Annotated in this window: 16 protein-coding genes; 8 read left to right on the forward strand and 8 right to left on the reverse strand. The window is 64.1% G+C overall.

Annotated elements, in window-relative coordinates:
* Positions 1-82 precede the first annotated feature (82 nt).
* Positions 83-1,399: an MFS transporter gene (locus tag ACLBXN_RS22560; RefSeq protein ID WP_447613631.1), complete on the forward strand. Its 1,317-nt coding sequence runs from the start codon at positions 83-85 to the stop codon at positions 1,397-1,399.
* An 82-nt stretch (positions 1,400-1,481) separates the two neighbouring features.
* On the opposite strand, the gene ACLBXN_RS22565 is transcribed toward ACLBXN_RS22560, so the two are convergent.
* Complete coding sequence (locus ACLBXN_RS22565) at positions 1,482-1,925, reverse strand: MarR family winged helix-turn-helix transcriptional regulator (RefSeq protein ID WP_043006241.1); 444 nt, start codon at positions 1,923-1,925, stop codon at positions 1,482-1,484.
* 310 nt (positions 1,926-2,235) lie between these two features.
* Here ACLBXN_RS22565 and ACLBXN_RS22570 point away from each other — a divergent pair, with 310 nt between their 5' ends.
* The 4 genes from ACLBXN_RS22570 (at position 2,236) to ACLBXN_RS22585 (ending at position 8,922) form a co-directional block, all read left to right on the forward strand.
* Positions 2,236-4,389, forward strand: a complete 2,154-nt coding sequence (locus ACLBXN_RS22570; protein ID WP_447613632.1) for a formate dehydrogenase subunit gamma — start codon at positions 2,236-2,238, stop codon at positions 4,387-4,389.
* Between the two features lie 10 nt (positions 4,390-4,399).
* Positions 4,400-7,315: a formate dehydrogenase subunit alpha gene (gene fdhF / locus ACLBXN_RS22575; protein ID WP_447613633.1), complete on the forward strand. Its 2,916-nt coding sequence runs from the start codon at positions 4,400-4,402 to the stop codon at positions 7,313-7,315.
* Positions 7,315-7,554, forward strand: a complete 240-nt coding sequence (locus ACLBXN_RS22580) for a formate dehydrogenase subunit delta (RefSeq protein ID WP_447613634.1) — start codon at positions 7,315-7,317, stop codon at positions 7,552-7,554. Before fdhF ends, ACLBXN_RS22580 begins: the two co-directional genes overlap by 1 nt.
* A 438-nt stretch (positions 7,555-7,992) precedes the next feature.
* On the forward strand, positions 7,993-8,922 hold the full coding sequence (locus ACLBXN_RS22585) for a DMT family transporter (RefSeq protein ID WP_447613635.1): 930 nt from the start codon (positions 7,993-7,995) through the stop codon (positions 8,920-8,922).
* Between the two features lie 38 nt (positions 8,923-8,960).
* Here the strand turns inward: ACLBXN_RS22585 and ACLBXN_RS22590 are convergent, their stop codons facing one another.
* The 6 genes from ACLBXN_RS22590 to ACLBXN_RS22615 all read right to left on the reverse strand — a co-directional run bounded on the left by ACLBXN_RS22590 (position 8,961) and on the right by ACLBXN_RS22615 (position 12,704).
* Positions 8,961-9,284 carry a hypothetical protein gene (locus ACLBXN_RS22590; RefSeq protein WP_447613636.1) on the reverse strand — a complete coding sequence of 108 codons (324 nt, stop codon included), beginning with the start codon at positions 9,282-9,284 and terminating at the stop codon, positions 8,961-8,963.
* A 3-nt stretch (positions 9,285-9,287) separates the two neighbouring features.
* Positions 9,288-9,827: a CbrC family protein gene (locus tag ACLBXN_RS22595; protein ID WP_447613637.1), complete on the reverse strand. Its 540-nt coding sequence runs from the start codon at positions 9,825-9,827 to the stop codon at positions 9,288-9,290.
* 12 nt (positions 9,828-9,839) lie between these two features.
* On the reverse strand, positions 9,840-10,331 hold the full coding sequence (locus ACLBXN_RS22600; RefSeq protein WP_447613638.1) for a low molecular weight protein-tyrosine-phosphatase: 492 nt from the start codon (positions 10,329-10,331) through the stop codon (positions 9,840-9,842).
* Complete coding sequence (locus ACLBXN_RS22605) at positions 10,328-10,696, reverse strand: hypothetical protein (protein ID WP_447613639.1); 369 nt, start codon at positions 10,694-10,696, stop codon at positions 10,328-10,330. The genes ACLBXN_RS22600 and ACLBXN_RS22605 overlap by 4 nt, the downstream gene beginning before the upstream one ends.
* 101 nt (positions 10,697-10,797) lie before the next feature.
* Positions 10,798-11,868, reverse strand: coding sequence for an adenosine deaminase family protein (locus ACLBXN_RS22610; RefSeq protein ID WP_447613640.1), 1,071 nt, complete (start codon positions 11,866-11,868; stop codon positions 10,798-10,800).
* A gap of 50 nt (positions 11,869-11,918) precedes the next feature.
* On the reverse strand, positions 11,919-12,704 hold the full coding sequence (locus ACLBXN_RS22615; RefSeq protein WP_447613641.1) for a sulfite exporter TauE/SafE family protein: 786 nt from the start codon (positions 12,702-12,704) through the stop codon (positions 11,919-11,921).
* A 45-nt stretch (positions 12,705-12,749) separates the two neighbouring features.
* Between ACLBXN_RS22615 and ACLBXN_RS22620 the strand changes: the two genes are divergently transcribed.
* A complete protein-coding gene (locus ACLBXN_RS22620) occupies positions 12,750-15,320 on the forward strand; it encodes an ABC transporter permease (RefSeq protein WP_211456832.1) in 2,571 nt (856 codons plus the stop codon).
* 13 nt (positions 15,321-15,333) lie between these two features.
* Here ACLBXN_RS22620 and ACLBXN_RS22625 read toward each other — a convergent pair whose 3' ends face one another.
* On the reverse strand, positions 15,334-16,209 hold the full coding sequence (locus ACLBXN_RS22625) for a LysR family transcriptional regulator (protein ID WP_447613642.1): 876 nt from the start codon (positions 16,207-16,209) through the stop codon (positions 15,334-15,336).
* Positions 16,210-16,425: 216 nt separating this feature from the next.
* On the opposite strand from ACLBXN_RS22625, the gene ACLBXN_RS22630 reads away from it, so the two are divergent.
* Both ACLBXN_RS22630 and ACLBXN_RS22635 read left to right on the forward strand, forming a co-directional pair.
* The gene (locus ACLBXN_RS22630) at positions 16,426-17,910 is read left to right on the forward strand and encodes an MFS transporter (RefSeq protein WP_447613679.1); all 1,485 of its coding nucleotides are present in this window, start codon (positions 16,426-16,428) and stop codon (positions 17,908-17,910) included.
* A complete protein-coding gene (locus ACLBXN_RS22635; RefSeq protein WP_003052030.1) occupies positions 17,900-18,304 on the forward strand; it encodes a group II truncated hemoglobin in 405 nt (134 codons plus the stop codon). Before ACLBXN_RS22630 ends, ACLBXN_RS22635 begins: the two co-directional genes overlap by 11 nt.
* Positions 18,305-18,362: the final 58 nt, after the last annotated feature.

Consider the following 18,362-nt stretch of genomic DNA (forward strand, 5'->3'; position numbering starts at 1 on the left):
GCACGAATAGGCCGAGGCCGAATGGCAGTGCTTGCGAGAAGACAGATTCAACAATTGCGATGACTAAAAAAGGAGTCCCTGCATGTCATCTACATATATTTCAGTGGAAAAAGGCATCCAGACTGCGGGTGTGGGCAAGTTTCAGTACCGGCTGTTCGTGATCTTCGGCCTGGTCTGGCTGGCGGACGCCATGCAGGTGCTGTCCATTGGTTTCAGTGCGCCGTCCATTGCCAAGACTTTCGGCAAGACCGTGCCCGAGGCGCTGCAGACCGGCACTTTCTTCTTCATCGGCATGCTGATCGGTGCCTTCGTCTTCGGCAGACTGGCAGACCGCATAGGCCGCCGTCCGGTGCTGATGATGGCCGTGGTGATCGACGCCTTTGCGGGAGTGGCTTCGGCCTTTGCACCCGAGTTCGCCTGGCTGCTGGTGCTGCGCTTCATCACTGGCATAGGCGTGGGCGGAACGCTGCCCGTGGACTACACCATGATGGCCGAGTTCCTGCCAAGCGACCGCCGTGGCCGCTGGCTGGTGCTGTTGGAGTCGTTCTGGGCTGTGGGCACCATCTTCCTGGCCATCCTGGCGCTGGTAGCCGTTTATTGGGGCGAGGATGCCTGGCGCGTGATCTTTTTCGTGACCGGACTGCCGGCGCTGATCGGCGTGGTGCTGCGCTTCTACATCCCTGAATCGCCCATGTACCTGAACCGTAACGGCAAGTCCGAAGAGGCGCGCAAGGTGCTGCAACGGGTGGCCAAGGTCAACGGAAACGTGGTCGACATCCCGGCTCTGCAGCCTGAAAAGCAGGAGCGCAAGTCTCTCTTCGCCCTGTTCTCGCAGGATCTGCGCCGCCGCAGCTTCTCGCTGTTCCTGGCATGGGCGCTGATCTCCATCGCCTACTACGGCGTCTTTGTCTATCTGCCCGTCAAGCTCAGCAGCGAAGGCTTCGCCTTCATGCGTGGTCAGGTCTTCCTGGTGGTGCTGGCGCTGGTGCAACTGCCCGGATTTGCGCTGTCGGCCTATGGCGTCGAGCGCTGGGGCCGCAAACCTACGCTTATCGGCTTTCTGCTGCTCAGTGCCGTGGGCTGCATGCTTTACAGCCTGGGCTCCTCGCCCTTCGTGGTGATCGGATCGACGCTGCTGATGAGCTTCTCGCTACTGGGTACCTGGGGTGCGTTGTATGCCTTCACACCCGAGGTCTACCCGACCGACCTGCGCGCCAGCGGCATGGGCATGGCAGGCGCTGTGGCGCGTTTCGGCGGCCTGTTCGCCCCGGCCATCATCGCACCCCTCATGGCCACCCATTTCACCATGGCCCTGGCCGTGCTGTCGGCGATGCTGGTCGGTGGTGCGCTGTCGATCTGGGCGGTGGACGTGGAGTCGCGCAACCGGGCGCTGGATTGATGACGGTCTGAGCGGTCGGTTCAGCAAAAAGGCCAGAAGGATTGCTCCTTCTGGCCTTTGCTTTTTTGGGGGCTGCAGCAACTCATTCGGAGTCGCTGCCTTCCAGCATTTTTCTGAGCAGAAAATCCAGCGCCAGACGCTCCGCGGGATTGAGCTTGCCGTAGGTGCTTTCGGTGATCTGCTTGGCAAAGGGCTCCATGTCGTGCACCAGATCCTGACCGGCTTCGGTCAGGTTGATGACGACCTTGCGCCGGTCCGTGCGGTCATGCTCCACATGCACCAGCTCGCGCTGCTTGAGCCGGTCCACCACGCCGCGTATGGTGGCCTGATCGATCACCGTGGCCTTGACGATATCGGCGAGCGAGCTGCCTTTGTTGTCACGCACAGAACACAGCACCACGAATTGCGCCGCCGTAAGCTGAGAGTCGGGAATGTACTGCTGGAAAAGCGCGGCATGTCTTTGATAGACGCGTCGCAGCAGGTGCCCGATCTGGTCCGAAAAGTGATAGCCATCTTGTGGCGTCATGGCTGATGGCGGCTGCTGAATCATGGTTCGTATGAGCTTACCAAAAATCACGCCAATTACCGTGATTTGCGACAAGCCAGCTGCATGGACGAGACGCTGCAAAACTGCGTCAAGGCGGCACGTGCAGCAAGGGGCACATCATGGACTGCAGGTACATCGGCGCAGGCTGTCAGCTCATTTGCGCATTGAATGGTGCAATCAGGAATATGAATTTGACGGCTTGCCGCTCAGGGCTTGAAATGTCAGGAGAGACAAAGCGCCTGCGGAACATACCGCGCCGCTTCCCCAATGAAAGCCAGTAGGGTCACCCATGCCAGCCATTCAAGGGAAGATCATTCCCATCACCTTCGACGGAGCCGCCAGTGCCGGTTCCGCACTCGGTGGTCATGAACGCCAAGCCCTCGAGCACGCCATTGCCGACCATGCATCGCGCCCTGGCTCTCTGATCGAGTTGCTGCACTCCCTGCAAAATGCGCTGGGCTTTATGCCGCGCGCTGCCGTGCCGGCCATTGCCGAGGCCCTGAATCTTTCGCGTGCCGAGGTCCATGGTGTTGTCAGCTATTACCCGCATTTGCGCGAGCAGCCGCATGGCAGGACGCTGATCCAGATCTGTCGGGCCGAAGCCTGCAAGTCGCGCGGTGCCGATGCACTGTTCGCCCATGCGCAAACGACACTGGGCTGCCAGGCCCATGACACGAGCGCCGATGGCAGCGTGACGCTGGAGCCTGTCTACTGCCTGGGGCTGTGCGCCCAGTCGCCGGCCGTGATGGTCGACGAGAGCGAGGTCCATGCACGGATGACCGAGGGCCGGCTCGACGCCTTGCTGGCAGAAATACAGCAAGAACAGCTTGAAACCAAGGTGGATAAAACGCGGGTAGCTATCGAAAATGAAGCTATCGCTGCCGCGCGTATCTATGTGCCGCGCGATGCTGCGGCCCTGGCTGTGGGAGCGGATGCGGTGGCCGAGGCGCTGCAGCGCGAGTGCGCGGCGCGAGGCCTGGCGGTGGAGCTGGTACGCAACGGCTCGCGCGGCCTGCTGTGGCTGGAGACCCTGGTCGAGGTCGAGACTGCGCAGGGCCGTGTGGCCTACGGCCCGGTTCAGGCAGCTGACGTGCCGGGCCTGCTGGATGCCGGCATGCTGCAGGGCGGCCCCCATGCGCTATGCCATGGGCTGACCGTGCAGATTCCTTATCTGGCCAGGCAGGAGCGCCTGACTTTTGCTCGCGTGGGCATCGTTGATCCGCTGAGCCTGCGGGACTACGAGGCCCATGGCGGCTGGCAAGGCCTCAGGGCCGCTGCGGTCATGGCGCCCGAAGCCATCGTCCAGCAGGTGCTGGAGTCCGGCCTGCGCGGTCGCGGCGGTGCAGCATTTCCGGCGGGGATCAAATGGAAGACCGTGGCGGCTGCAGCAGGGCCGCAGAAATACATTGCCTGCAATGCCGACGAAGGCGATTCGGGCACGTTCGCCGACCGTCTGCTGATGGAAGGCGACCCGTTCTGCCTGATCGAGGGCATGGCGATCGCTGCACTGGCCGTCGGTGCGACGCAGGGCTATATCTATGTGCGCAGCGAATATCCGCATGCGATTGCGGTGCTGAACGAGGCGATTGCACGTGCCAGTGCCGCGGGCTGGCTGGGGAACAATGTGGCCGGCAGCGGCAAGGCGTTCCAGCTGCAGGTGCGCAAGGGTGCGGGCAGCTATGTCTGCGGCGAGGAGACCGCCATGCTGGAGAGCATCGAAGGCAGGCGCGGCATTGTGCGTGCCAAGCCTCCGTTGCCCGCGATCGAAGGCCTGTTTGGCAAGCCCACGGTCATCAACAACGTGATCACGCTGGCGACCGTGCCCATCATCCTTGCCAGGGGCGCGGCCTTCTATCAGGGCTATGGCATGGGTCGCTCGCGCGGCACGCTGCCGTTCCAGCTGGCCGGCAATATTGCGCAAGGTGGGCTGGTGGAAAAAGCCTTCGGCCTGACGTTGCGCGAGCTGGTGCAGGACTTTGGTGGAGGCACGGCCAGCGGCCGGCCCATCAAGGCCATTCAGGTGGGCGGCCCGCTGGGCAGCTATGTGGCGCCCGAGGACTGGGATGATCCGCTGGACTACGAAGCCTATGCCGCCAAGGGCAATGTGGTCGGTCATGGCGGTCTGGTCGTGCATGACGACGGCGCCGATATGGCAAAGCTGGCGCGCTATGCCATGGAGTTCTGCGCCATCGAGTCCTGCGGCAAATGCACGCCTTGCCGCATCGGCTCCACGCGAGGGGTGGAGGTGATAGACCGCATCACGCGTCTAGGCGGCGCCGAGCATGCGGCCAATGTGGCGCTGCTCGAGAGCCTGTGCGACACCATGCAGCACGGCAGCCTGTGCGCCATGGGCGGCATGACCCCCTATCCGGTGCGCTCTGCGCTGCAGCACTATCCGCAGGACTTCGGTATCGAGCCCGTGCAGACCGTGAACCCCGCCTGAGGAGAGAGCCATGCTGGAACATCTGAAGAACACCGATTGCGGAACGCCTGCCAGCCTGTCCGAGGAACGGGTCACGCTGCATATCGACGGTCGCGAGGTCACCGTGCCCAAGGGCACATCGCTGATGCGCGCTGCCGTCGATGGTGGCATCAAGGTGCCCAAGCTCTGCGCCACGGATTCGCTGGAGCCCTTTGGTTCCTGCCGGCTGTGTCTGGTGCAGATCGAGGGGCGCAAGGGCTTTCCTGCGTCCTGCATCACGCCTGCCGAAGCAGGTATGAACGTGCGCACCCAGAGCCCGCAGCTGCAGGAGCTGCGCAAGGGCGTGATGGAGCTCTATATCTCCGACCATCCGCTCGACTGCCTGACCTGCTCGTCCAACGGCGACTGCGAGCTGCAGGACATGGCCGGAGTGGTCGGTCTGCGCGAGGTGCGCTATGGCATGGATGGAGCCAACCACTTCAAGGGCGAAGCCAGGGCCGAGGTCGATACCTCCAATCCCTATTTCAACTACGACCCCAGCAAGTGCATTGTCTGCAATCGCTGCGTGCGCGCCTGCGAGGAAACGCAGGGCACGTTTGCACTGACGATCAGCGGACGCGGTTTCGAGTCTCGCATCACGGCAGGCCAGGGCGACGGCTTCATGGCCAGCGACTGCGTGAGCTGCGGCGCCTGCGTGCAGGCCTGCCCCACGGCCACCTTGCAGGAGAAGACCGTGGTCGAGCTGGGGCAGAGCGAGCACAGCGAGATCACCACCTGCGCCTACTGCGGCGTGGGCTGCGGCTTCAAGGCCGAGATGAAGGGCGAGCAGGTGGTGCGCATGGTGCCCTGGAAGGACGGCAAGGCCAACGAAGGTCATGCCTGCGTCAAGGGGCGTTTTGCCTGGGGCTATGCCACGCACAAGGACCGCATCACCCAGCCCATGATCCGCGCGAAGATCACCGACCCCTGGCGCGAAGTGAGCTGGGAGGAGGCGATAGGCCATGCGGCCAGCGAATTCCGCCGCATCCAGGCCAAGCATGGCCGGGACTCGATTGGCGGCATCACCTCGTCGCGCTGCACCAACGAGGAAACCTATCTGGTGCAGAAGCTGATCCGCGCCGCCTTCGGCAACAACAATGTCGATACCTGTGCGCGTGTCTGTCACTCGCCCACGGGCTATGGCCTGGGCCAGACCTATGGCACGTCGGCAGGCACGCAGACCTTCAAGTCGGTCGAGCACTCCGATGTGATCATGGTGATTGGCGCCAATCCCACTGCGGCGCATCCGGTGTTCGGCTCGCGCATGAAAAAGCGGCTGCGTGGCGACGCCCGGCGTGCCGGCGCTGGTTTGATCGTGATCGATCCGCGCGAGATAGAGCTCGTCAACTCGCCCCATGTCAAGGCCGACTACCACCTGCAGCTGAGGCCCGGCACCAATGTGGCAATGATCACGGCGCTGGCCCATGTGATCGTCACCGAGGGCTGGCTGGCCGATGCCTATATCGACGAGCGCTGCGACGCCAAGTCCTTTGCGCAATGGAAGGAGTTCGTTGCCAGGCCGGAGAACTCGCCCGAGGCCACGGCCGACATCACCGGCGTGGCTCCCGAGCTGGTGCGCGGTGCGGCGCGGCTGTATGCATTGGGCCGTGCGGATCATCCGCAGGGAAGGCAGGTCAACTCCGCCGTCTATTACGGTCTGGGCGTGACCGAGCATGCGCAGGGCTCGACCATGGTCATGGGCATTGCCAATCTGGCCATGGCCACGGGCAATGTAGGCCGCGAAGGCGTGGGCGTGAACCCCTTGCGCGGCCAGAACAATGTCCAGGGCTCCTGCGACATGGGCAGCTTTCCGCATGAGCTGCCGGGCTATCGCCATATCTCGGACAGCATCACGCGAGCCGCATTTGAAGGCGCCTGGGGCGTGAAGCTCAGTCCCGAGCCGGGCTTGCGCATTCCCAATATGTTCGAGGCCGCGCTGGAAGGCAGCTTCATGGGGCTGTACTGCGAGGGCGAGGACATCGTGCAGTCCGACCCGAACACCCAGCATGTGACGGCAGCGCTTTCGGCCATGGAATGCGTGGTGGTGCAGGACATCTTCCTCAACGAAACGGCCAAGTACGCCCATGTATTCCTGCCCGGATCTTCCTTCATGGAGAAAGACGGTACCTTCACCAATGCGGAGCGCCGCATCTCGCGCGTGACCCAGCTCATGCAGCCGCTGGCCGGTTATGCCGACTGGGAGGTGACGCAGCTTTTGTCCAATGCGCTGGGCTATCCCATGAACTACGGTCATCCGCGCGAAATCATGGCCGAGATCGCGGCCCTGACACCCACTTTTGCGGGCGTGAGCTACGAGAGGATCGAGCGTCTGGGCAGCGTGCAGTGGCCCTGCAACGAGGGCACCGAAGAGGCGGGCACGGCCATCATGCACAAGGACAAGTTCGTACGTGGCAAGGGCCGCTTCATCATCACGCAGTATGTGGCCAGCGATGAAAAGGTCACGCAGCGCTTTCCGCTGCTGCTGACCACGGGGCGCATTCTCTCGCAGTACAACGTGGGCGCGCAGACTCGGCGTACGGCCAACAGCCAGTGGCATGGCGAGGACAGGCTGGAGATTCATCCACATGACGCACAGGACCGTGGCATCCGCGATGGCGACTGGGTGGGCATTGAAAGCCGCTCCGGCCAGACGGTGTTGCGCGCCACGGTGACCGAGCGCATACAGCCCGGTGTGGTCTACACCACCTTCCATTTCCCCGAGTCGGGTGCGAATGTGATCACCACCGACAGTTCGGACTGGGCCACCAACTGCCCCGAGTACAAGGTGACGGCCGTGCAGGTATTGCCAGTGGCTCAGCCCTCAAGCTGGCAGCAAGGCTACAGGCATTTCAACGACCAGCAGCTCGGTCATCTGGCCGCGGCGCAGATGGAGATGGGAGGTCAGTGATGGACGTGAACAACCTGATCCGCATGGCCAATCGCATAGCCGAGTTCTTCGAGGCCATGCCCGAGCATGACGAGGCGCTGGATGGTGTGGCCCAGCATATCCAGAAGTTCTGGGAGCCGCGCATGCGGCTTCGCATTCTGGCGACCTTGAACGAGCCTTCCGAGGCCGCTCAGCTGCGGCCTCTGGTGCGCGATGCGTTGCACAAGCATGCCGCGCTGCTGGAGCCTGTGCAGCCATAGCGCAGTGCGCTAGACAGCAGCGCCATGCATCCATCCGGAATGTGTTGCGGGTATATTCTTTAGAGCGTGTTTACGATCTCCTCGCGCCGCGACAGAGGGCTTTGCGGGATGGAATGCAAGGGGGCGGCCCCCCGCGCGCGATACCGCAGCAATAGCCGTGCTATTGCGAGGATTCGCGCGGCCGGTGAGGCAACGCCGCAGATCGCCCCTGACGGGGCGCCCGCAAAGACACTGTCCCGGAGGGTTGGAGCGAAATCGGGCGATTTCTGTGCGCTGTCTCTTGCTTGCACCGCGGTGCAAGCGGCTATCCATCGCTTCGAACTCGTCCCGATTGCGCTCCAACGCGGCTGCGTAGAGATCGTAAACACGCTCTTGGATCCCTGATCTGAGCCGCTGCCCGCGATCGAATGGCCGCGGCTTTTTTTGTTGGCCATCTTCATGACTTCCGAATCCGTCAAAAGCTCTCTGATGAGTGCACATCTGCGTCTTCTGGGCATGGCCCTGATGTGGGGTGCTTCCTGGCCGGCAGGCCGCATTCTGGCGCTCAACATGCCGCCGCTGGCGGCATCGGCGCTGCGCTTTTTGCTGGCCGCGACCCTGTTGCTGCCCTGGCTGTATTTCTCAGGCGGGCTGGGTGCTCTCAGGCACTGGTCTGCCAAGACCTGGCTGGGCATGTTTGCCGCAGGCGCGACCGGGGTGTTCGGCTACGCCAGCTTTTTCCTCACCGGTCTGCAGCATCTGCCTGCGGGCAAGGCGGCGTTGCTCATCACGCTCAATCCGGTGGTCACGCTGGCCTTTGCCGTGTGGCTGTTCAAGGAACGCATCAACATCACCATTGCCCTGGGCATGTTGCTGGCGGCCTGCGGTGCCGTGGTAGTCATCTCGCATGGCGACCCCATGCAATTGCTCAACGGAACGGTTGGGGCGGGCGAGATGCTGATTCTGGGCTGCGTGGCCTGCTGGGTTTGCTACACGCTGATCGGCCGCGCCATGCTGGCAGGCGTGGATGCACTGGCTGCCACCACCGTGACTTCCATTTTCGGCGCCATGCTGCTGCTGGCCGCCAGCCTGGTTCTGGAAGGCCCGCAGGGGCTGGCTTCGGCATTTCAGGCCAGTGGCACGGCCTGGACCGCCATGGTCTTCATGGCCTATGGCTCCACGGCCCTGGCCTACGCCTGGTACTTCGCGGGCGTCAAATCGCTGGGCGCGGGCGCCGCCTCGGGCTATATCACGCTGGTGCCGGTGATCGGTGTGCTGCTTTCGGCCCTGCTGCTGGGAGAAAGCGTTGACGGCTCCATGCTGCTGGGTGGCGCCATGGCCGTGCTGGGAACGGCAGTGATGAACTGGGGGCGCCGTACGGGTGCCTGAAGCTGCTTACCTGCTTACCTGCTTACCTGCTTACCTGCTCAAAGCGGATCGTATCGCGCATATTTTGGGTTGAACCAGCGCAGATCCTGTTTATCCAAGGTGTGCAGATGAGCCTTGGCCTGCAGCAGCAGCGGCCGCTGCAAGTCCTTGAACTGCAAGGCGCGTGATTTACCCGCTGCCTCCAGGCGAAGCACACTGGCCTGCGCGCTGGTGTCGCTGTAGCTGCGCACCACCAGGCTCAGATTGCCCAGCGTGAAGCGGTAGATGTCGTATTCGTAGTAGTACTCGTAAAAGCCCTCGGCATCGGGCTCACTGGCGTCGATATGGTGGCTGCATTCCACCTGCAGGCCATCTGTGCTCATGCTTTAGCTGCAATCGGTGTGCAGCCGGTGCGTGCCGCACCTCACGCAGCGAAACAGGTAACCGCCCACCGGATCACCGGTCTTGCTGATGGCCTGCAGATAGCGCTCTGGCATGTTGGCAATATCGGCTTGCAACTCCTGCTCCAGCTGCTTGATTTCGGTATGGTCGGTGTAGCCCACAAAGGCGCAGGGCTGATCGCAATGCACCAGCCATTGCTCCTGCTGCCAGCTGTGATAGCTGGGCGTGCGTTCGCAGACTTCCAGCAGCAGCACGCGATCCATGACGATGCTGTCAGGTTCGTCGGGATCGGCGCTCACGCCTTCAATGCCCAGGTAGTCGTTGAATTCACCCTCGTAGCGCTGGGCTGCGCTGCCGTCGGCAATGCACCAGGGGCAGAGATAGTCAGGCTCTTCGCGGCTGTAAAACGAGCTGTTGTACTTGAGCTCACGCGCTTGGCCGCAGCAGGAGCAGATACCGCTTTCTGCCACAAACAGATCCAGCGCATAGGCATTGGGGCTGAGACGAAATTTCGGCAAATCCATGGAGATCTCCATTCAGGTCTGGCGATTCTGGGCGATGGTTTGCAGCAGGTTCTGGCAAGCGTCCTCGATCAGATCGAGCACATGCTCGAAGCCGCGTTCGCCACCGTAATAGGGGTCGGGCACTTCCTGGTCGCCGAAGCGCTGGCAGTAATCGGTCAGTCGATGCAGGCGCTCTTGCTGTGCAGGACTGGCGAGGCGGCGGGCGGCGGTTTCATTGGCGCTGTCCATCACCAGCACCAGATCGAAAGCGTCGAAATCCTGCTTCGTCAGCTGCCGCGCACGCTGCCCGCTGAGGTCATAGCCCCGGCGGAGTGCATGCTGCTGGCTGCGGGCATCGGGGGCCTCGCCCACGTGATAGCCGTGCGTGCCGGCGGAGTCCACTTGCACCCGATGCTGCAGACCCGCATTTGCAACCATTTTTTCCAGCACGCCATGGGCTGTGGGGCTGCGGCAGATGTTGCCAGTGCAGACCATCAGAACGCGAACGGGTTTGGCGGCAGTCATGGCTGATCTTTCACTGTGGCTTGTACCTCGGCCGTCTTGGTTTCCAGTGTGCGAATCTGGGTCTTGAGCTGGCGCATGCTGCTTTGCATGGTCACTCCCAGCAAGCGGCGCATGCCTTCGAAGAACAGCACCATGAACAGGACCACGGGCAGCACGCCCCAGCGCAGCCAGGGCGAGGCCTGGTTGATCCAGGCCACGGCGCAGACCACCACAGCCATGGCCACGGCAAGATAGTTCCATTTCCTCGAGCTTTGCATCTTGCTCTCGTACTTCTGCGCGGTGGCTTCGAGCTGCTGTTCGGTGACTCTGAGCTTGGCAATGGACGCCTGAATCTCTTCAAGGCTGGCGGGCTTGTCTGACGGCATAGGGCAGATGATCGTTAAGAGAGGAGGCAGGCGTTATACCGGCTGGAATCGATTTTGATAGCTGAAAGCGCTTGAAGGGCAAGCGCTTTGGCAATATTTGTTTAGAAGTGGTGTGTGCGGCTCAATGCATCGAACTCGGCGCCCCACTGCTGGCGCAGGCTGCGCTTTTCGCTCTCGTCTATCCAGGCCGCATCGATGCCGTTGAGCATGAAGTCCCTGAGGTCGGCCACTGAAAAGCCGAAGTCGCTGACCATCTTGGTCCAGGCTCCCGTGGGGTTCACATGGTGCAGCGTGGGGTCGTCGGTGTTGGGGTGTACGCGAAGGCCCAGGCCGGGCATCTGGCGTATCGGATGATCCAGCGCCCAGCGTTCGGGGGCCAGTGTGCGCAGATAGTAGGAGTTGGTCGGCACCACGGTGAACACAATGCCCAGATCGGCGCAGCGCCGGGCCAGTTCCGGGTTGTCGATGACGGTGTAGCCATGATCGACACGATCCACCTTAAGAGTCTCGATGGCGGTCTGCAGATTGTTCCAGGGCAGGCCGAACTCGCTGGCATGGGCCGTGGTCTTGAGGCCGTTGCGACGCGCCAGTGCATAGGCTTCGACAAACAACTCGGGCGGGCGCTCGTTTTCGCGGTAGTCGATGCCGATGCCGGGCACATCGTCATGGCGGTTGTCCAGCATCCATTGCACCATCTGCACGGCGGCCTCGGCCGGGGCTTCGCGGTCGATGGACGGCACCAGGCGGCCACGTATGCCGCAATCCTTTTGTGCGGCTGCGGCGCCGGCCAGAATGGCTTGCTGGGCGACGGCATAGCTCATGCCCGAGCATTGCACCGTGCCCGTGGGGTTCCAGAAGAATTCGGCATAGCGCACATGGTGGGCGGCGGCATCCTGCAGGTATTCATAGGTGATGCGCTCCAGATCGGCCGGCGTCTGCAGCAGCCACTCGTCGAGGGCGCGCAGTACGCGCAGCACGCCCACGGGCTTTTCGCCGCGTGTGTAGAAAGCCTCGATCTCTTCGGGAGTCAGCGGCGCCTTGGCGCGCTGCACCAGTTCAATGAAGGTGTTTTTTCTGACCGTGCCCAGCAGGTGGCAGTGCAACTCCATCTTGGGGATGGCATGGGCAAAGGCGGTCAGTTCAGGTGTGGGGGCAGTAGGCGCGGCATTCATGCCGCAGATGGTAGTGGCTTGCGATCAGCCTTGCCGTAGGCAGTTTTACATTAGGGCGCCAGGAACAGCCGCGGCACGGATGCCGCCAGCATGGCGATGCCCGAGCAGGTCAGCAGGCTCAGCACGATCTGGCGAAAGCGCGCATCGCTCACGCCCTTGTAGACGCGGGTGCCGAAGATCACGGGCACCAGCACGGCCGGCAGCACGATGGCGAACGAGGGCCACATGGCGGGCTTGACCAGGCCGGTGGCCAGATAGCTGGTCATGGTCACGGCCAGCACCGAGAGGTTGAAGTTCTGGATCACCGTGCGTTGCACATGGCGCTCAAAGCCGCGCAGCGTGCACCACAGCGTGGGCACGGTGCCGCTGAAGCCGCCCAGTCCGCCCATGGCGCCACCGATCAGGCCCGCAACCGCATCGCTCAGGCGGGCCAGCAGGCCGCCGCCCAGCGTCAGCCGGGGCAGGTGGGCGCTCAGCAGCATGGTGGGGCACCACAGCACCAGCAGGCAGCCCAGGCCAAGCTTGAACCAGTCCATATTGAGATGCGGCATCACGGCCACGCCCATGGGAATGCCGACCAGGCCGCCCGCGATGAACGGCAGCAGCGACTTCCAGTGGAAATCGCGCCGCACGGTGAACGCCGCGATGATCTGGCCCGTGAGGGAGCCGAACACCGAAAGCACGGCCGCCAGTTGCGGCTCAAGCACCCAGGCCCAGAAGGACATGGCCACCATGCCGAAGGCAAAGCCCGAAAGCCCCTGCACAAACCCCGCCACAGCGGCCCCCAGGGCCACGATCAACATTGCTTCCACGTTCTGGTCTCCGTCCGATGGCATCGATTATCGTCTTCGGTCGGCAGGGAATTGCCATGCAGTTTTGGCATGGCTGCAGGCCGCTGCGCTATCGTGCAGACCATGCAAGCATCATCTGTCTGGATTCTGGGACTGCGCAATCTCTGGCGCGATCTGCGCGCTGGCGAGCTGCGCCTGATCATCGTGGCCGTGCTGCTGGCAGTGGCGGCACTGAGCTCGGTGGGCTTTTTTGCCGACCGCCTGCAGGCCGGCCTGCAGCGCGACGCCCGTCAGCTGCTGGGCGGAGATGTGGTGGTGGTCAGCGACAACCCCGCCCCCGCGGTTTTCGTGCAGCAGGCACAGCAGCAGGGACTGCAGACCGTGGCCACGGCCAGCTTTCCGACCATGGCGCGGGCCGCCCAGGAGCAGGGCGGAGCCAGCCGCCTGGTGGCGCTCAAAAGCGTGGACCCCGGCTACCCGTTGCGCGGCGTGCTACACCTGAATCAGGGACCCGGTCAGCCAGACCTGGAAGTCAGGGCGATTCCTGAACGCGACCATGCCTGGGTGGATGCACCGCTGCTGGAGGCGCTGGGCCTGAAGCTCGGCGACCAACTGCTGCTGGGCGATGCGAGCTTTCGTATCTCGCACATCATTGCCATCGAGCCCGATCGAGGCGCGGGCTTCATGAGCTTTGCCCCGCGCGTGATGATCAACAGCGCCGACCTGCCCGCAACGCGCCTGGTGCAGCCCGCCAGCCGCATCACCTATCGGCTGGCCGTGGCGGCGCAGGCAGATGCCGGGCGCGGCGCGCAGCGGGCCGCGCAGGACTATCTGGGCTGGGCGCAGGAGTTGGCCAAGAGCCTGCATGGCGTGCGTGTGGAATCGCTGGAAAGCGGCCGCCCCGAAATGCGCCAGACCCTGGACAGGGCCGAGAAATTCCTGAGCCTGGTGGCGCTGCTTTCGGCGCTGCTGTCGGCCGTGGCCGTGGCACTGGCCGCGCGTGCCTTTGCCAACAGCCATCTCGATGCGTCGGCCATGCTGCGCGTGCTCGGCCAGAGCCAGCGCCGCATTGCCCTGGCCTATGTGGTGGAGTTCGTGAGCATTGCCCTGGCTGCCAGCGCGGCCGGCGTGCTGCTGGGCTGGGCCGTTCACCATGTGTTTGTCTGGCTGCTGGCCGGACTGGTCGAGTCTGCCCTGCCTGCGGCGAGCCTGTGGCCCGCATTGTTCGGCATGGGCATGGGGCTGACCCTGTTGCTGGCCTTTGGCTTGCCGCCCGTGCTGCAGCTGGCGCAGGTGCCGCCGCTGCGCGTGATGCGGCGCGACCTGGGGGCGCTCAAGCCCGCATCGTGGCTGGTGCTGGGTGTGGGCGTTACGGGTTTTGCGGCCTTGCTGATGGTGGCCAGCCGCGACATCAAGCTGGGCCTGATTGCCGTGGGCGGCTTTGCCGTCGCCGTGCTGCTGTTTGCGGGCCTGGCCTGGCTGGCCGTCAAGCTGCTGCGCCAGGTGGTCAACGAGAGCACGGCGCCGCGCTGGCTGGTCATGGCCACGCGCCAGGTCTCGGCCAAGCCCGTGTACGCCGTGGTGCAGGTCAGCTCGCTGGCGGTAGGGCTGCTGGCCCTGGTGCTGCTGGTGCTGCTGCGCACCGATCTGATTGCCAGCTGGCGCAAGGCCACGCCGGCCAATGCGCCCGATCGCTTTGTCATCAATGTCCAGCCCGATCAGGCGCAGGACTTTCAGGCCGCGCTGAAGAAGGCCGGCGTGCACAGCTATGACTGGTATCCCATGATTCGCGGCCGGCTGATTGCCGTCAACGGCAAGGCCGTCAGCCCCGAGGACTATGAGGAGGATCGTGCCAAGCGTCTGGTGGACCGGGAGTTCAATATCTCCACCGCCGAAGCCATGCCCGATCACAACCAGATCGTGGGCGGCCGCTGGCAGGCGGGCGAGCAGGGCGCGATCAGCATGGAGGAAGGCATCGCCAAGACCCTGGGTCTGAAGCTGGGCGATACGCTGCGCTTCGATATCGGCGGTGAGGAGAGCGAGGCCCGCATCACCAGCCTGCGCAAGGTGGACTGGAGTTCCATGCGCGCCAACTTCTTTGTGATCTACCCCGTGCAGCATCTGGAGAACGTGGCCGTGACCTATCTGGCGGCCTATCGCGCGCCCGACATCAAGGGCTTTGACAATGCACTGGTCAATGAATTTCCGAACATCACCAATGTCGACCTGAGCAGCACGTTGGCCCAGGTGCAGCAGGTGATGGACCAGGTCATACGCGCCGTGGAGTTCCTGTTCGGCTTCACGCTGGTGGCGGGTCTGGTCGTGCTGTTTGCCTCCGTCACCGGCACGCGTGAGGAAAGAGCGCGCGAATACGCCATCATGCGCGCCGTGGGAGCCCGGTCGGGCCTGCTGCAGCAGGTGCAGAGCGCCGAGCTGGCCGGAGTGGGCCTGATGGCCGGCTTTCTGGCCAGTTGCGTGGCCCTGGCCGTGGGCTGGGCGCTGGCGCGCTGGGTGTTTGATTTCGAGTGGAATGTGCTCTGGTGGGTGCCGCTGGTGGGCGCGCTGGCGGGCGCATTGCTGGCCTGGCTGGCCGGCTGGTGGGCGTTGCGCGAGGTAGTCAGCCGTCCCGTGATGATCACGCTGCGCCAGGCGGCGGAATAAGAACGTTCTAAGGCTAGCCCTTGAACAGCCGCTCGCTCGCAAAGTCCACAAAAGCCCGGACCTTGGGCGAGAGCTGACGGCTGGAAGGCCAGAGTGCCGAGAACTGCCCGCTATGCGTGAGCTGCTGCGCCAGGACCTGCTGGAGCTCGCCACGCGCCAGTGCGTCGTGGGCCAGGAAGTCGGGCATATAGGCCAGGCCCAGGCCTGAGACGGCTGCGCCCAGCATGGCTTCCATGTTGTTGCAGACCAGGGAGATGGGCATGGCCGGCAGCCCGGGCAGCGTCCACTCCTCAAGCTTGCCGCTGTTCAGAAAGCGATAGCGCAGGCTGCTGTGTCCGGCAAGGTCGGCCGGCGTCAGCGGCAGGCCGCGCTCGGCCAGATAGGCCGGCGAGGCCGCGAGAATGAAGCGAAACGGCCCGAGTCGGCGCGCCACCAGCCGCGAATCGGCCAGCTCGCCGCTACGGATGACCACATCGAGCCCGGCTTCGACGACATCGACCAGATGGTCGTTGAAGTCCAGATCCAGCTCCACCTCGGGATAGAGGGCCTGGAATTCGGGCAGCACGGGCAGCAGAAAACGGTAGCCGATGGTGGGCAGGCTCACGCGCAGCCGTCCGCGCGGCGCTTCGGCGGCGGCCTGCATGGCCGCGCGTGCATCGTGCAGCTCGTCGAGGATGCGCCGGCAGCGTTCGTGAAACAGAGTGCCTTCCTGCGTCAGACGCACCTGGCGTGTGGTGCGATGGAACAGGCGCAGGCCCAGTTGCTGCTCCAGCCGCGCCACGTTCTTACCCACGGCCGAGGCCGAGATGCCAAGCGCGCGGCCGGCCTCCGCAAAGCTCAGAAGATCGGCGGCACGCACAAAGGACTCAAGTCCGCTGAAGCTGTCCATGGTGATTGGCAACCTTTGGTTGGGATTGTTGGGAGTTTTAACGCTATTTTCGTTTGATTGGAGCGCTTTTATCGTTCATGTCTGATTGATTCACGAAGCCAGTCCTCCATGTCCTGCTCCACTTCTCCATCCTGCCCACCGGCGGATCTTCCGGTTTGCGCCCGCCGCGCATCGCCTGCCTGGGTGCTGCTATCAGTCTGCCTGGCTGCTCTGGCCATGCCGCTGAGCTTTACCGGGCCGGCCGTGGCACTGCCAGCGCTGCGCGAGGCACTGGGCGGCGGCCCTCTGGCGCTGAACTGGGTCACCAATGCCTTCATGCTGAGCTTCGGCGCCACGCTGATGGCGGCAGGAGCACTGGCCGATGTCTACGGGCGGCGGCGCGTGTTTCTTGCGGGGCTGGCCGTCGTGGTGGGCAGCGTGCTGCTGCAGGTCTGCCTGCAAGGCAAGGGGGCCATCATCGGCTTCGATCTGTTGCGGGCGCTGCAGGGACTGGGCGCGGCCGCTGCACTGGCGGCAGGCACCGCCGGGCTGGCCCAGGCCTACGATGGTGCCCGGCGTACCCGTGCCTTCAGTTTTGTGGGCACCTCCTTTGGCGTGGGACTGGCCTTCGGGCCCTTGCTGTCGGGTTGGTTGCTGCAGAGCTGGGGCTGGCGCAGCGTGATGCTCAGCGCCGCCGCAGCAGCATTCGCGGCGCTGCTGCTGGGCCTGCGCCATATGCCGGAATCGCGCAATCCGCAGGCGCAGCGGCTGGACCTGCCGGGCGCGCTGTCGTTTACGCTGGCGCTGGCGCTGTTGACCTGGGGCATGCTGCAAGTCCCGGAAACGGGCTGGTCGCATGGCCGCACATGGCTGCCCCTGGCGGTTGCCCTGCTGGTGGCAGCGGCCTTTGTACAGATCGAGCGCCGCAGCGCCCACCCCATGCTGGACCTGTCGCTGTTCCGCTATCCGCGCTTTGTCGGTGTGCAGTTGCTGGCCGCAGCACCGGCCTATGCCTTTGTGGTGCTGCTGGTGCTGTTGCCACTGCGCTTCATCGGCGTGGAAGGCCTGGCCCCGCTCGCGGCCGGGCAGCGCATGTTCGTGCTGTCGCTGCCCATGCTGTGCGTGCCGCTGCTGGCGGGCTGGCTTGCGCGCTGGCTGTCGGCCGCCCTGCTGTGCGGGGCGGGACTGCTGGTCTGTGCCGTGGGCTTGCTGTGGCTGGGCCGCTGCGTCCCCGGCTCGGACCTGGCGCAGATGGCCGCGCCGCTGCTGCTGATCGGTCTGGGCATAGGCCTGCCCTGGGGGCTGATGGACGGGCTCGCCGTGACCGTGGTGCCGCGCGAGCGTGCCGGCATGGCTACGGGCATCTTCAGCACCGTGCGTGTGGCGGGCGAGGGCATTGCCCTGGCCGTGGTCGGGGCAGCGCTGGCCGCGCTGCTGGCGCGGGAGCTGGCGGCTCTCTCGCCCTCCATGACGCAGGGCCCGGCCGTGGCCCAGATGCTGGTCACCGGCAATATGCAGGGAGCGCAGGCGCTGATGCAGGATGCGTCGGCCGCCGAGCTGCTCAAGGCCTATGGCCTGGCTTTTTCCACCTTGCTCGATGTGCTGGCCGGCGTGACGGTGCTGACGGCCGTTGGGGTTTTCGCATTCCTGCGCTCGGGTACGGACATGCCGCATGTCCGACAATCGGGACTGACTCGCAAAGCCGCTACACATGCAGATTGAAGAAAAGCCCCCGTTTGATACCCCCTACGAATGGATAGGTGGCGAAGACAAAGTCCAGCAGCTGGTTGCCCGTTTCTATGACCTCATGGATCTGGAGCCTGGCTACAAGGAGCTGCGCGCCGCCCATGGCAGCACGCTCGACGATGCGCGCCAGAAGCTGTTCTGGTTTCTCTGCGGCTGGCTGGGCGGCCCCGACTATTACCAGGATCGTTTCGGTCATCCGCGTCTGCGCATGCGCCATATGCCGTTTTCCATCGGCATCCAGGAGCGCGACCAGTGGGTGGCCTGCATGGATCAGGCCATGGGCGAGACCGAGGTGCCCGAGGCCTTGCGCACGCGTCTCAAGGCCAGTTTCATGAACACGGCGGACTGGATGCGCAATCGCGGCGCCTGAGTCCCTGGGCCCGGTGGCAAAGCGTCAAATTTCCTTCATGACGCTGTAAAAACCCCTG

Source organism: Comamonas sp. C24C (assembly GCF_053345995.1).